Here is a 14,672-nt window from a genome sequence, read left to right on the forward strand (position 1 = left end):
TTTTAAAACCCCCCTCTTCCGCGGGGGGTGGGGGGGCCGCTTTCCTTCGTCGGCCCCGCCCGCCGCGGCACAACCCGGGGGGGCGGCGGCTCGTCGACTGGTTCGACCACGCCATCGCACTGGGCGCATCCGGCGTTGCGCTGGGCCCGATCTTCGCCTCGCGCACCCACGGTTACGACACCACCGACCATTACCGCATCGACCCCCGGCTCGGTGATGACGCCGATTTCGACCACCTCGTCGCCGAGGCCCGTCGGCGCGGCCTGCGCATCCTGCTCGACGGCGTGTTCAATCACGTCGGCGTGGATTTCCCCCGTTACCAGGAGGCGCCGAACGACGGGGCCGCGGCGCGCTGGTTTCGCGGGCGCCCGGGACGCTTTCACACCTTCGAGGGCCACTCCGAGCTGATCACGCTCAACCACGACAACCCCGAAGTGATCGACTACACCGCGGACGTGATGGCGCACTGGCTGGAACGCGGCGCCGACGGCTGGCGACTCGACGCGGCTTACACGGTGCCGGAACGGTTTTGGGCCTCAACGCTGCCGCGGGTGCGAAAGCGCTTCCCCGAAGCCTGGTTCGTCGGCGAGCTCATCCATGGCGACTACGCCGCCGTCGTGCGGGCCGCGACGTTCGACTCGGCGACGCAATACGAGTTGTGGAAGGCGATCTGGAGCAGCCTCAACGACGGCAACTTCTTCGAGCTGGACTGGGCGTTGCAGCGGCATGGCGAGTTCCTGGCCGGCTTCGTCCCGCTCACCTTCATCGGCAACCACGACGTCACCCGGATAGCCAGCCAGCTGGATAACCCCCGGCACGTGGCGCACGCCCTGGTGCTGCTGCTCACCGTCGGCGGCGTGCCCAGCGTGTACGCGGGCGACGAGCTGGGATTCCGCGGTGTCAAGGAGGAGCGCTATGGCGGGGACGACGCCGTGCGCCCCGAGTTCGCCTCTCCCCCATTGGAATTAGATGCGTTCGGGGCGGAAATCTGGGCGTTGCACCAGTTCCTGGTCGGGTTGCGCCGCCGTCACCCGTGGCTGCACCGTGCCTCGACCACCGCGCTGCGGCTGGAAAACCGGCATTACCTCTACGAGACCCGCAGCGGCGACGACGCGCTGCTGGTCGCGCTCAACATCGACGACGAGCCGATGCGCGTGGCGCTGTCGGAACTGGGCACGTCTCGCCGGCGGGTCATCGGCGGCTCGTCGGCCCCGCCGCAAGAGGTGGTGAACTTGCTGGTCGTGGAACCGCATGGGTGGCGAATCTTAAGCCCGGCCTAGGCGTTCCAGAGTCAGCTGGTCCTGCCGGCCGTCGTAGTACTTGTCGAGGACCGCGCGGAATTCCTCGTTATCGTCCGTGGCGCGGGCGAACAGCGTCATCGACGAGCGCAGCTTGAGGTCGTCGGGCGAGCCGAAGATGTCCGCGACCGATCGGCCCTGCACCTGGTTAACCAACCGGGCGCACTCACGCAACCGCGGGCCGAGCAGCTCATGGCGCAGATAGGCGCGCGCCTCCTCGAGCGAGGAGATGCCGTAATGCACCGCGGTCGGGCTGCCACCCAGGCCGCGTAACTGCGGGAAGACAAACCACATCCAGTGACTGCGTTTGCGTCCGGAGCGCAGCTCTTCGACCACGTTTCGGTACACCGGGGCCTGCGCGTCGACGAAGCGGTTGAGGTCGAAGGGGTCGCTCGCCGATTCCATGTGACTACGGTTGCACATATGGCGGTCAAACGACGAGTGCCCAAGTTGCGCGACCTCGCGCCGCTGATCCAGTTCAAGCGCCCGCAGTTCGACGCGACCAAGCGCCGCCTCGATGCCGCGCACACCATCGAAGATCTGCGACGCATTGCCAAACGTCGCACGCCCAAGGCGGCGTTCGACTACACCGACGGCGCCGCCGAGGACGAGCTTTCCATCCAGCGCGCCCGGCAAGCGTTCCGCGACATCGAGTTTCACCCGACGATCCTGCGTGATGTCAGCAATGTCACCGCCGGCTGGAATGTGCTGGGCCAGCCGGTGGTCCTGCCATTCGGCATCGCGCCCACCGGCTTCACCCGACTGATGCACACCGAGGGCGAGATCGCCGGCGCGGCGGCGGCGGCCAAGGCCGGCATTCCGTTCTCGCTGTCCACGCTCGGCACCTGCGCGATCGAGGACCTGGTGACCGCTGTTCCGCAGGGCAGGAAGTGGTTTCAGCTCTACATGTGGCGCGACCGGGAACGCTCGATGGCACTGGTCCAGCGCGCTGCCGATGCGGGATTCGACAGCCTGCTGGTCACTGTCGACGTTCCGGTCTCCGGCGCCCGGCTGCGCGACAACCGCAACGGGATGACGATCCCGCCGACGCTGACGCTGCGCACCGTCCTGGATGCGGTGCCGCACCCGAAATGGTGGTTCGACCTGTTGACCACCGAGCCGCTGGCGTTCGCGTCGCTGGACCGCTGGTCGGGAACCGTCGCCGAGTATCTGAGCACCATGTTCGACACCAGCCTCACCTTCGATGACCTGGAGTGGATCAAGGCCCAGTGGCCCGGCAAGTTGGTCGTCAAGGGCATCCAGACGCTCGACGACGCCCGTGCCGTCGTCGATCGCGGCGTCGACGGCATCGTGTTGTCGAATCACGGTGGGCGCCAACTTGATCGGGCCCCGGTGCCGTTCCACCTGTTGCCCTCGGTCTCGCGTGAGGTCGGCAAGCACACCGAGATCCTGCTGGACACCGGCATCATGTCGGGTGCCGACATCGTGGCGGCGATCGCGCTGGGCGCGCGGTGCACGCTCGTCGGGCGGGCCTACCTGTACGGGCTGATGGCCGGGGGCGAACCCGGCGTCGCCCGCGCGATCGACATCATGGCCGAAGGCGTGATGCGCACCATGCGTCTGTTGGGTGTCACCTGCCTCGAGGAGCTCTCCCCCAACCACGTCACACAACTGCGACGCCTGGGGCCTGTCGAACCGCCCGCCTGACGGCGCTACTGCAGGCGGGCGACGCGCTCCGTGCGGTTGCGTACCAGGTCGTTGAAGGCCTCGCCGGGCCCGACGTGCTCGAAGAGTTGGGGCGGGTAGTGCGTGACGTACATCGTGCGCCGGCCGCCGGCGCCGGTCGGCCGGGGTGAGGCGTGCATCAGGTCCTGGACGTGGACGGTCACGTCGCCGGGGGCGGTGTCGATGCTCACCACCGGTACCCGTTGGAGCCGATGTTCCCAGCGGTAATGAATCGCCTGACCGTGGCTGCCCGGCACCACCTGAAGGTTGCCGGTCGACGCCTCCGAGCCGGTCAGTTGAATTCCGATGCTGACCGCGGGGCACATGAGAGCGTGCCCACCCATGCCGCAGTCCTGATGCCAGGGGATGTTCGACAGCCCGCTGGGGTTGCCTGGCACTTTGAGCAACACCGCGCTGCCTTCCATCCGGTCGGGTGCGGGCCGCAGCGCGGGATTGATGAGGGTGCCCAGCCTGCGCACCCGGGGATCGTTTTCCAAGGCGGCGAGGACAGGCGAGCGCAGCGTTGCGTAGACCAACCGGCACAGCACGCTGCCGCCGTCCTCGTCGGTGACCCACCACGACCGGTCATCCCCCGGCCGGGCCCGGGCCGCAAGGCGGTCGACCTCACGGTTGGCGGCCCGCATCTCATCGGCGTCGAACACGCCGCTGACGTGCAGGTAGCCCATGGTCTGCAGCTGTGCGCACAACTCGGCGTCGTCCGCGTCGAGCGTGAATGTGGCGAGCGGGTCGCGCAGCTTCAGGTCGGCGCGGGCCGGATCGTAGGGCGGGACGCCGGCGTGCAGGTACCGCAGGACCGGGTCCCAGTCGGCCAGCTGGTCGAAGCCACCCCGCTCGAAGGACAACTCGTCGCTGAGCAGGAGGTTGATGACCGTGCGGATCTGGCCAACCATGTCGTCCCACGCCCGTCGGGACAGCCGCACGACGGCGTCTCCAGTGCGCTGCCCCTCGTTGATGCGGATCGTCGAGCCATCGACGGCATAGGTGACGGCATCGTCGTCGACGAGGAAGGTGATGGCGCCGACGGAAGCGATGTCTCTGGCCGCGGATTCCAGGACATCCGGGTCGAGGGCGGTCGAGGCGGGGTGCGTCAGCGGCACGGACCGATTATCCAAGACCGCCAACGTGATAGCCACCACTTACCCGCCGCGGAGCCTCGGAGGGGAACAAACCGGCGCCCACCTGGGTTGAGCGCATCAGACTCAGTTTTTGGAGGATTGATGGCTGAAGCCAAATCGGTGCCGGTGCTGTTTATCGCCGACACCATCGTGTTGCCCGGAATGGTCGTTCCGATCGCGCTCGACGAGGCCGCGCGGGCGGCAATCGACGCTGCTCAGGCGAGTGAATCCGGGCAGCTGCTGATCGCGCCCCGGTTGGACGACCGATACCCGTCGCACGGTGTGATCGCCAAGATTTTGCAGGTCGGACGCATCGCAGGCGGCGGCACCGCGGCCGTCGTGCGCGGTGAGCGCAGGGCCCAGATCGGGGCCGGTGCGTCCGGGCCGGGGGCGGCGCTGTGGGTCGAGGTCACCGAGGTCCCCGACATCGAGCCGACCGACGAAGTCAAGGCGCTGACGGCCGAGTACAAGAAGCTGCTGCTGGCCATGCTGCAACGGCGCGAGGCCTGGGAGATCGTCGACTACGTCAACCGGCTCACCGACCCGTCGGCGTTGGCCGACACCTCCGGCTACGCGTCCTACCTGTCCAGCGAGCAGAAGCGGCAACTGGTCGAGACCGAGGATGTCGCCGAGCGGCTCCGGGTGCTGATCGACTGGACCAGCGACCACCTCGCCGAGGTCGAGGTCAACGACAAGATCGCCGAGGACGTGCGCGAGGGCATGGAGAAGACGCAGAAGGAGTTCCTGCTGCGCCAACAGCTGGCCGCCATCCGCAAGGAATTGGGTGAGGGCGAGCCCGACGGGTCCGATGACTACCGGGCACGCGTGGAAGCGGCCGACCTGCCTGAGAAGGTGCGCGAGGCCGCGCTGCGCGAGGTCGGCAAGCTGGAACGGTCCAGCGACCAAAGCCCGGAAAGCGGCTGGATCTGCACCTGGCTGGACACCGTGCTCGACCTGCCCTGGAACGTCAGGACCGACGACTCCACCGACCTGAAGGCCGCGCGCGAGGTGTTGGACGCCGACCACCACGGGCTGGACGACGTCAAGGACCGCATCGTCGAATACCTGGCCGTGCGGGCCCGCCGCGCTCAGCGGGGGCTACAGGTCGTCGGCGGCCGCGGTTCCGGCGCGGTAATGGTGCTCGCCGGTCCGCCCGGCGTCGGCAAGACGTCGCTGGGCGAGAGCGTCGCCCGCGCGCTGGGCCGCAAGTTCGTGCGCGTCGCCCTGGGCGGTGTGCGCGACGAGGCCGAGATCCGCGGGCACCGGCGCACCTATGTGGGCGCGTTGCCGGGCCGGATCGTGCGGGCCATCGGCGAGGCGGGCTCGATGAACCCCGTTGTGCTGCTGGACGAGATCGACAAGGTCGGGTCCGACTATCGGGGCGACCCGAGTGCGGCGCTGCTCGAGGTGCTCGACCCGGCGCAAAACCACACGTTCCGCGACCACTACCTGGACCTGGACCTGGACCTGTCCGACGTGGTGTTCCTGGCCACCGCCAACGTCATCGAGAACATCCCGTCGGCCCTGCTGGACCGCATGGAGTTGGTGCAGATCGACGGCTACACCGAGGACGACAAGGTCGCCATCGCCCGGGACTACCTGCTGCCCCGCCAGCGGGACCGGGCGGCGCTGACCGAGGACGAGGTCACGCTGACCGACGCCGCTCTGCGCAAGATCGCCGCCGACTACACCCGGGAGCCCGGCGTGCGCCAGTTCGAGCGGCTGCTGGCCAAGGCGCTGCGCAAGGTGACGACCAAGCTCGCGGAGACGCCCGAGCCGATCACCATCGACGAGCCGGATCTGGTCGAATACCTCGGCCGCCCGCGTTTCACCCCGGAGTCGGCCGAACGCACGGCCGTGCCCGGCGTCGCCACCGGCCTGGCCGTCACCGGCCTGGGCGGCGACGTGCTCTATATCGAAGCGGGCGCGACGGACGGCGAGGCGGGTTTACAGCTCACCGGTCAGCTGGGTGACGTGATGAAGGAGTCGGCGCAGATCGCGCTGTCCTACGTGCGCTCCCACGCCGCCGAGTTGGGCGTCGATCCCAAGGCCCTCGACCGGCGCATCCACGTGCACGTTCCCGCGGGAGCGGTGCCCAAGGACGGACCCTCGGCCGGTGTCACCATGGTGACCGCGCTGGTCTCGATGGCCACCGGACGTCAGGTGCGCTCCGACGTCGGCATGACCGGCGAGGTCACGCTGAACGGGCGGGTGTTGCCGATCGGCGGCGTGAAGCAGAAGCTGCTGGCGGCCCAACGGGCCGGCCTGGCAACGGTCTTCATTCCGGCGCGCAACGAGCCCGACCTGGATGACGTGCCCGCGGAGGTGCTCGACGCGCTGACGGTCAAACCGATGACCGACGTCGCCGACATCGTCAGGCAGGCGCTCGAGCCGGCGGCCGAGACCGTTACGGTCGCTGCTTGACATGAGCTTGGCCGGGATGCGTAGCAAACTCGCTCGCATCCCGGTCAAGCGCGTTGAGATCCGTTGATGGCCGTGATCTCGCGCAGATTTGCTCCGCATTGGCAACCTTCCCGCCGACATTGGGGCCGACAGTCGAGCCGGAGGGGATCATCCATCCCCCGCCGTTCGCTGACCTTCGGCGTTCCGCGAGAGTCGGTTTACGCGCCGTCGGCGTTGCGGTCCCCCGCCCGGCGCGAGCGGCTGACCTGGCCTGACGCCGGCGGCAGGGCAACGGAGGTTTTCCGCGTCCATGTGTCGGGTATCAGGGGGTTGGAGGTTCGGCTGCCCGTGAGGGCGGTGGGGTGAGCGAATCACCAAGTCAATTGGTTCAGCTGCTATTCAGGCGGCCAAATCGCTCGACAAGGGGGTTCACTTATGAATCTGAGCAAAATCACAGCCGGCGCTCTCATGGCCGGAAGTATCACGTCCGCGGCGCTGGGAATCGGCGCCGGAATCGCACAAGCCGGTCCGGACGGTCCGAATGTGCCGAATCCGAACATTCCGGGCCCGAATGTGCCAGGAGGCGACCGGGACGTACCGGGTCCGGGCCAACACGTGCCGGGACAGCCGATTTGTAACCCGGGCGCCCCGGGCGTCAACTGCAACGAGCCGGGCAGCCCATTTCCCCCGGGACAGAACGGGTTCCCCCCGCCGGGGCACTACAACGACCCGGTCCGCTACGGGCTCCCAGCCACCTGGGTGCCGCCAGTGGGTGACCCCGACGGGACCCAGCTTCCCGTCGTATTCAACCCGCAGCTGGGTCAGTGGGGCGTCAACACGACTACCGGTTTCCAGGTGTTCACTCCCGCAGGCGGGACCTCAGGCTCCGGCCAGGTCAGCGGCGGGGTCAACCCCGGGACCTAAAACGGCATGACGAGGCAGCCGCCCCTTCGGGGGCGGTTGTTTTCGTTGCACGGTGACATGGCGCCAAGCTCGGCGTTGAATGAAACCGTGACTCTCAAACGCCAAGTCGTCCACCGCGTGCAGCGGCTGCTCGTCAACCCGGTCGGCCGGCAGATGCCGGGGATCATCCTGGAAACCACCGGCCGCAAGAGCGGCAAGCCGCGGCGCACCGCCGTGGGCGGACGCCTGGTCGACAACCAATTCTGGATGGTCTCCGAACACGGCGAGCACTCCGACTACGTCCACAACATCAAGGCCAGCCCCGCCGTGCGGGTGCGCATCGGCGGCCGATGGCGCAGCGGCACCGCTCACCTCCTGCCCGACGACGATCCGCTGCGGCGGCTCGGCGACCTCCCGCGGCTCAACAGCGCGGTGGTGCGGCTGATGGGCAGTGACCTGCTGACCATTCGGGTGGATCTGGACTGACGCGCCGCGCATGGCGTACGACGAGTACCTGGCCGACGAGATCCGCGAACTTCTCGCCTCCGAGCGCGGGGTCGAGGAGAAGCGCATGTTCGGCGGTCTCGCGTTCCTGGTGAACGGCAACATGTCCGTGGCCGTCAGCGGTCAGGGCGGCCTGCTGGTCAGGGTGCCGGCGGACGAGCTCGACAAAATGCTGCGGCGCGCTCACGTCAGCCCAATGGTGATGGCGGGCCGCGACGTTCGCGGCTGGGTACGGGTGGAGCCAGCCGGAATGCGGACCAAACGACAGCTCGAGGGCTGGGTGGCCCGCGGCGTCGGCTACGCGCGCACCCTGCCGGCCAAGTGACCGGCGCGGTTTGCCAGCACTCGGCGCGGGTACGTGGACAGGTATGTCCGAACGCCAGCAACTGGTGCGACGGCTGCTCGACGTTGCCGGGACCACGTACGCCGCCGAGGCGCGAATTAAGCTCGCCGACAAGCCGATGCCGCTGTTTCAGCTGCTGGTCATCTGCATGCTGGCCAGCAAACCGATCGATGCCGCCATCGCCATGGGCGCCGGGCGCGAACTGTTCAAGGCGGGCCTGCGCACGCCCAAGGCGGTGCTGACCTCGGATCGGCAGACGATGATCGAGGCCTTCGGCCGTGCCCACTACGTCCGCTACGACGAAAGCTCGGCCACCCGCCTCACCGAGATGGCCGAACGCGTGCGCGACGAGCACTCCGGCGATCTGCGCGAACTCGCGGACCGCAGTGGGCGTGATGTCACCGCGGCGAAGCGGTTCCTCAAGGGTTCAAGGGAATCGGGGATACCGGGGCCGACATATACCTGCGCGAGGTGCAGGACGTGTGGACCTGGGTGCGGCCGTATTTCGACGGCCGCGCCACCGCCGCGGCGAAGCAGTTGGGTCTGCCTACCCAACCGGCGAAGCTCGGAGCCCTTGCGCCGCAAAGCAACGCGCGGCTGGCCGCCGCGCTCATCAGGACATCGCTGGACGACGACCTGCGCCGGCGGGTGAGCGGTTGACCGTGCGGATCGGTACCTCCGGATGGTCCTACAACCATTGGGCCGACGTGCTGTACCCGCGTGGCCTGCCCACCGCGCGCCGGCTGGCACGCTACATCGAGGTGTTCGACACCGTCGAGTTGAACGCGAGTTTCTACCGCTGGCCGAAGGATTCGACCTTCGCGGGATGGCGTCAACAGTTGCCGGACGGCTTCAGGATGTCGGTCAAGGCGCATCGAGGACTGACCCACTACCGCCGCCTGGCATCCGCCGGGCCGTGGGTCGAGCGCTTCGAGCGCTGTTGGGAACTGCTGGGCGATCGCGCCGGGGTGTTGCTGGTTCAACTGCATCCCGAGCTGCAGCGCGACGACTCGCGCCTGGATGCCTTCCTGGGTAGCGTGCCGGCGTCGATCCGCTTGGCCGTCGAGCTGCGCCACCCGTCCTGGAACGACGAGGCCGTCTACGACTTGCTGGCCCGCCGCCGCGCCGCCTACGTGGTCATGAGCGGCGCCGGGCTGGCGTGCGTGCCGCGGGCGACCACCGATCTGGTGTACATCCGGATGCACGGGCCGGATCAGGACGCGATCTATGCGGGCTGCTACACGGACGACGAGCTGCGGCGGTGGGCGGAGCGGATCGCCGGGTGGCAGGACGACGGCAAGGACGTGTGGATGTATTTCAACAACGACCTCGGCGGCCACGCGGTGCGCAATGCGCTGACGTTGCAAGAACTTTTGCGGTGAGCAGGCGCGAGTAGGCTGGGAATGTCGATTGCAGGACGGAGTGACAATCATGGCCAGCTCGATCACCTTCGTTATCATCGGCGGCGGACTTGCTGGAGCAAAAGCGGTAGAAGCGTTGCGCGACAGCGGGTTCGATGGGCATCTCACCTTATTTGCTGAAGAGAAACGTCTGCCCTACGAGCGACCTCCGCTTTCCAAGGAGTATCTGGCCGGGAAGAAGTCGCTAAACGATTTCACCGTGCACAACTCCGACTGGTACCACGACCACGATGTCGACTTGAGGCTCGGTTCCCGGGTGTCCGCCGTGAACCCCGCCGAACATCTCGTCTCGCTTCCCGACGGCTCCACGATGCGGTACGAGAAGCTGTTGCTGGCGATGGGGTCGGCCTCTCGGCGGCCGCCGATACCCGGGTCCGATGCCCACGCGGTCCACTATCTGCGCACCTACGACGATGCTGTGTCGCTGGATTCGATTCTCGCCGAAGGATCTTCGCTGGCGGTGGTGGGAGCCGGCTGGATCGGCCTGGAGGTGGCCGCCGGCGCCCGCCAGCGTGGAGTCGACGTGACCGTCGTCGAGACGGCCAAGCAACCGCTGATGGCCGCGCTCGGCGAGACGGTGGGTGAAGTGTTCGCCCGGCTTCATCGCGATCATGGGGTGGACTTACGGCTCGAGGCGCAGGTGGAGGAGATCACGACAACCGGCGGCAAAGCCACCGGGCTGAAAATGCGGGATGGCTCGACGGTGCCGGCTGATGCGGTGTTGGTGGCCGTCGGCGCTAAGCCGAACGTCGAACTCGCCGAACAAGCCGGGCTCGCCATGGGCTCGGGCTCTCAAGGCGGCGTGCTGGTCGACGCGTCACTGCGCACCAGCGATCCGGACATCTACGCGGTCGGCGACATCGCCGCCGCAGAGCACCCCCTGTTCGGCGACCGGATCCGCACGGAGCACTGGGCCAATGCGCTCAAGCAACCCGCGGTGGCGGCGGCCGGGATGCTCGGCAACCCAGGCGAATACGCCGAGCTGCCCTATTTCTTCACCGACCAGTACGACCTCGGGATGGAGTATGTCGGGCACGCCCCCGGCGTCGAGCGCGTGTTGTTCCGGGGCCACGTTGCCGGACGGGAATTCGTCGCGTTTTGGCTAGACGGCGGCGACCGGGTGCTGGCCGGGATGAACGTCAACGTCTGGGATGTGCTCGACGACGTCAAAGCGCTGATCAGGTCCCGGAGCTCGGTCGACCCCGACAAGCTGGCCGACACGGAGGTCCCGCTGGCCGAGCTATTGGGCTGACGGTTCCACGGGCACCCACGTCCCGTCAATCACGTCGGGCGGGCGCTGCACCTGCAACCTTTCCCGTTCGGCGCGGCGGCGTTTGATCCGCAGCCGGGCGTCGCCCGGCATGGTGACCAGCTCGTCACACGTCAGGTAGTACACGTCCTCGACGACGTCGATCAGGTCCGCCGCGACTCGACGAGATCCCAATTCCCGCAACGTCATCCGGAGTTCATGGGTGAATCGCAGGGTGGTGTCGTGGGCCAGCTCGCGGGAGTCGCGGGCGCTGGTGATCAGGCGTTGGGCCAGCGTCGGTGGCGGCGCGTCGGGCGAGGCGGCGTCGGCCACCGCGACTTCCCCGGCCGCGCGCAGCAGCATCGCCGGATCGTCGGCATAAGTCTGGCTGGCCAGCTCGGCCTCCCCGGGACCACGGTGCGCGACGCGGGCGACGGCCGCATCGACCGCCGCGGCGGTGGTGGATGATAACGCGCGGATGCTGGCGAGATTGCCTTCCTGGGCGAGCGCACACAACGGCGGGTCGGCCCGCAGCACCGCGGCCAGTTCGGCGGTCTCGGTCGCGACGACGGTGCTGTCCATGATCATGTCCACCCCGGGCACGCTGCGCGCCGCCTTGCTGCGCTCCAGTGCCGCCGCGGTGACGCCGGAATCAATCAGCCACAACGCCGTGAGGATCCAGCCTTGGTGAATGCGGTCCCGCAGCAAGCGAATCCGGACCTCCAGGCCGGCGTCGGGCAGCGAGCCCAGCTGCGCGGCGTCGAGGTGTTCGGTTTCGGCTGCCGCGCCGTACGCCCGTGTGTCGGACTTGAGATGGCGCAACAGGGCCAGCGATCGCCCCGCGACGACGGCTTTGGCGACGTAGCCGAGGGCACCGCCCGCCAGCGCGGGCTCACCGAACGGCAGGGGGTCTCCGACGTGCGGCCGGCCGACGAGGGCGTTGCGTGCGACGGCATCCTGGTCCCAGCCGGGCAGCTGCGCGGCCGCGACCATGTTGACCGACACCCCAACGTAGGGCCGATGCCCGAACACGGCGACGGCCCGGTTGCCCCACTCCTGGCCCACCACGCCGCCCAGCGCCAGGACGTGACTGAGCACCCGGTTCGCGGCGCGCAATCCGCTCAGCTGAACATCCAGCGTGATCGGGGTGAGCGGCCCGGGCAGCGCCTCGCCGAGGCTGCCCGCACTGAAAATCGGGAAGCGCGGATCGACCCGGTCGTCGAATTCGCCCTCGACGCCCTCGGGCGCGGCGCTGCGCTCCTCGCCGGAGGGATCGGGGCGTGGGGCGACCTCGACCGGGAGCGCCAGTTGGCGCCCGTGGCCGGTGGCACCCACGGCGGTGATCTGACGGCCGACCAGGCCCCGGGCGGTGTCGGCCACTGCCTCGACCGCCTGCCAGCCGAACTCGAACGCCCAATCCTCTTGCACCGCAGCGATATCCATGTTCGGAATGAGCCGGGGCCAGCTGCGCACCCGATTCAGCCGGGACCGCGGGTCGGCGGATCGCAGCATCCGCCACGCCGTGATCACGTTGACGGTGTCCGGGGAGGCGAGGTCCACCACACCGGAGCGGTCGGTGTTCAGCGCCGAAACCAGGAAGCGCACCAAATCGTCGACGTGCAGCACCCGTATCGGCTCCGCCGAAACCTTGGTGCGCAGCAGCGTGGCCACCGTGCGGCACACCATCCAGTCGAGCTGCCGGCCCACCGGCGGGGCGCTCCGGACGACCAGGCTGGGCCCCCAACTGGTGGAGACCAGTTCCTCGGCCGGCTTGTACAGTTCCGGCCGTCCCGCGGCCTGGGACACGAACAGCAGCCGGGCGACGGCGCGGGCGGCCACATCGGTTACGTGCGCCAGACCCTCGATGTCGGCGCTGCCGGGTGCGGTGGTGTCGACGGGGGCCAGGTGGATCACCGCGTCGGCTTCCTCGGTGAGCTCCCGCAGGACCGGGGTGCGCAGCGATGCGCAAACCAGGTCGACGTTGCGGTCTAGGCAGGGATGCGGCCTCTCAGCAATGCCGCTGACCGTGTGCCCGGCAGCGATCAACTGCCGTGCGACCAGCCGCCCGAGTGCGCCGGTGGCGTCGGTAACCAGGATCTGCACCTGGGTCTCACCTCCCCGACCTCAAACTAAACAATAGGCAAGACGGCATGACCTAGCGACCGTTACTGGGCAAACGGCACCCTGAGCTTGCGGGAAAGCCTCGCCGGGTTATTGGAGCGTGGCGCTGCCGTCCGCGGCGACGGCCACCTTGACGCCGCCGATGTCTTCACGCACGGTTACCTGCGCCGCCGCGCCGTCCGTGATCAGGGCGAGGGTCCGCGCCCCGTCGGGCGTGCGCACGGCCAAGAAGGCCTTTTCCGGTCGCCCCTCGCGATCGAACGGTGTCGTCCACGCTTCCACCGTCCCGACCCCTTCCCATTCCACCAAGCCGTCCCGGGTGGGCTCTCGGTCGACGACCGGTTGCACGTCCTCCCAACGGAACTCGGCGGGCGGCTCGGTGCCGTACACGCCGAAGCTGTGCTTGGTAAGGAAGCCGCCGTTGGCGGTGATCAGGCCGCGCCGCCCCGGATTGGCCGCCAGCAACTCCGCCATGGTGGCGATCGAGTGCATCACGTAGTTGCTCCACGGGCCGCCTGCGAACGTCAAACCCCCGGTGACGGTGAGCGGGCGCGCGGGATCGTCGACGGGCAGGCCCAGTTCGGCCGCCGCCACCTGAACGGCCGAGGGAAAGCAGGAATACAGGTCGACGTAGTCGACTTCGTCGATGCCCAGTCCCGCCAGCTCCAGCGCGCGGCCACCGGCGATCCGGATGGCCGGAGAGCGGTGCAGCTCGTCACGCTCGGCGATGGCGGAGGTGTCATGCGCGTCGGTGCCCGCATGCGGGTAGATCCAGCGATCGGCGGGGATCTGCAGGCGGCTGGCCTCCTCCACCGAGGTCAAGACGAGCGCGGCGCCCTGATCGACCATGTTGTTGGAGTTCATCAGCTTGGTGTACGGCCAGCTGATCATCCGGTTCTGCGGGCCGGGCTCGCAGATCTCCTCGGCGGTCACCGGTTTGCGGATCCATGCGTGTGGATTGTCGACCGCAACGGCGTTGAAGCGGGCCCACAGTTCGCCGATGCGCTTGCGGTGGTGCTCAACCGATTCGCCGTTCGCGATCCGCAGGGCCTGCTCGAACAGCGGGTAGACGAAGGCCGGCCGGTCCAGCCGGATCCTGATTTCCGCGTCGCCGGCCATCGGGACGTCGTCGCCGCTGACCGCGGCCATCGGGACGGAGTCGTCCTGAACGGTCCACTCGAGTTTGCCGCCCTTGGCCCGCAGGCCCCGGCGGGTGCGCCACGTCTCGGCGCCGGCCAGCAGCACCACCTGGGCGCTGCCCCGCTGGATGTGCAGGCAGGCCTGATTGACCAGCGACTGCGGCACGTTCCCGCCGACGGGGCTGTACAACGTGGTGAAGTCCGTCGCACCGATCCGCTCGCCGAGCAGTAGCCCTGGGTCGCGGTAATGCGCCGACAGGATGTTCACCACGCGGATGGAATCGACCGCCTCGATCACCCGCGAATCGGCGGCTCGTCGGGCGGCCGCCGCCATCAGGTCCACCGGCTCGACGGACCGCTTGTCCGGGTCGATCTCGTCGCGGTGGTTGACCTGGCCGTAGCCGATCAGCACGGGTGTCCTGGGGTCCACGGTCATAGGACGAATTTAGCGTGGCTATCGATCCGTCTG

Annotated in this window: 12 protein-coding genes and 1 pseudogene; 9 read left to right on the forward strand and 4 right to left on the reverse strand. The window is 68.4% G+C overall.

Features of this window, described 5'->3' with window-relative positions; genetic code table 11:
* Nucleotides 1-1,280 (forward strand): alpha-amylase family glycosyl hydrolase (locus tag A5773_RS18415; RefSeq protein ID WP_232001888.1); only part of this gene is annotated, 1,280 nt, incomplete at its 5' end.
* Here A5773_RS18415 and A5773_RS18420 read toward each other — a convergent pair.
* On the reverse strand, nt 1,266-1,703 hold the full coding sequence (locus A5773_RS18420) for a DUF1810 domain-containing protein (protein ID WP_066954252.1): 438 nt from the start codon (nt 1,701-1,703) through the stop codon (nt 1,266-1,268). The two genes, A5773_RS18415 and A5773_RS18420, sit on opposite strands and share 15 nt — an antisense overlap.
* An 18-nt stretch (nt 1,704-1,721) precedes the next feature.
* Here A5773_RS18420 and A5773_RS18425 point away from each other — a divergent pair, with 18 nt between their 5' ends.
* On the forward strand, nt 1,722-2,966 hold the full coding sequence (locus A5773_RS18425; protein ID WP_067792008.1) for an alpha-hydroxy acid oxidase: 1,245 nt from the start codon (nt 1,722-1,724) through the stop codon (nt 2,964-2,966).
* A gap of 5 nt (nt 2,967-2,971) precedes the next feature.
* Here A5773_RS18425 and A5773_RS18430 read toward each other — a convergent pair whose 3' ends face one another.
* Nucleotides 2,972-4,102 carry a phytanoyl-CoA dioxygenase family protein gene (locus tag A5773_RS18430; protein ID WP_156664326.1) on the reverse strand — a complete coding sequence of 377 codons (1,131 nt, stop codon included), beginning with the start codon at nt 4,100-4,102 and terminating at the stop codon, nt 2,972-2,974.
* Nucleotides 4,103-4,222: 120 nt separating this feature from the next.
* On the opposite strand from A5773_RS18430, the gene lon reads away from it, so the two are divergent.
* From lon to A5773_RS18465, 7 genes and pseudogenes are all read left to right on the forward strand, one after another.
* Nucleotides 4,223-6,544, forward strand: a complete 2,322-nt coding sequence (lon, locus tag A5773_RS18435) for an endopeptidase La (RefSeq protein WP_067792011.1) — start codon at nt 4,223-4,225, stop codon at nt 6,542-6,544.
* A gap of 447 nt (nt 6,545-6,991) precedes the next feature.
* Nucleotides 6,992-7,447, forward strand: a complete 456-nt coding sequence (locus A5773_RS26575; protein ID WP_232001889.1) for a hypothetical protein — start codon at nt 6,992-6,994, stop codon at nt 7,445-7,447.
* A gap of 57 nt (nt 7,448-7,504) precedes the next feature.
* On the forward strand, nt 7,505-7,912 hold the full coding sequence (locus tag A5773_RS18445) for a nitroreductase family deazaflavin-dependent oxidoreductase (protein ID WP_369817371.1): 408 nt from the start codon (nt 7,505-7,507) through the stop codon (nt 7,910-7,912).
* A gap of 10 nt (nt 7,913-7,922) precedes the next feature.
* Complete coding sequence (locus tag A5773_RS18450) at nt 7,923-8,255, forward strand: TfoX/Sxy family protein (protein WP_066954240.1); 333 nt, start codon at nt 7,923-7,925, stop codon at nt 8,253-8,255.
* A gap of 43 nt (nt 8,256-8,298) precedes the next feature.
* Nucleotides 8,299-8,933, forward strand: a pseudogene (locus tag A5773_RS18455) (endonuclease).
* On the forward strand, nt 8,930-9,655 hold the full coding sequence (locus tag A5773_RS18460; protein WP_066954234.1) for a DUF72 domain-containing protein: 726 nt from the start codon (nt 8,930-8,932) through the stop codon (nt 9,653-9,655). The pseudogene A5773_RS18455 and the gene A5773_RS18460 overlap by 4 nt, the downstream one beginning before the upstream one ends.
* Nucleotides 9,656-9,704: 49 nt before the next feature.
* Entirely contained in the window at nt 9,705-10,946 is a 1,242-nt protein-coding gene (locus A5773_RS18465) for an NAD(P)/FAD-dependent oxidoreductase (RefSeq protein ID WP_067792014.1), read from the forward strand.
* Here A5773_RS18465 and A5773_RS18470 read toward each other — a convergent pair.
* On the reverse strand, nt 10,935-13,046 hold the full coding sequence (locus tag A5773_RS18470) for an NAD-dependent epimerase/dehydratase family protein (RefSeq protein ID WP_067792017.1): 2,112 nt from the start codon (nt 13,044-13,046) through the stop codon (nt 10,935-10,937). The two genes, A5773_RS18465 and A5773_RS18470, sit on opposite strands and share 12 nt — an antisense overlap.
* 108 nt (nt 13,047-13,154) lie before the next feature.
* Nucleotides 13,155-14,639 (reverse strand): acetyl-CoA acetyltransferase, encoded by a 1,485-nt coding sequence (locus A5773_RS18475; RefSeq protein WP_067792020.1) that lies wholly within the window; start codon nt 14,637-14,639, stop codon nt 13,155-13,157.
* Between the last annotated feature and the right edge of the window lie 33 nt (nt 14,640-14,672).

Origin of the sequence: Mycobacterium sp. 852014-52450_SCH5900713, assembly GCF_001667075.1 — a bacterium.
Lineage (GTDB): Bacteria > Actinomycetota > Actinomycetes > Mycobacteriales > Mycobacteriaceae > Mycobacterium.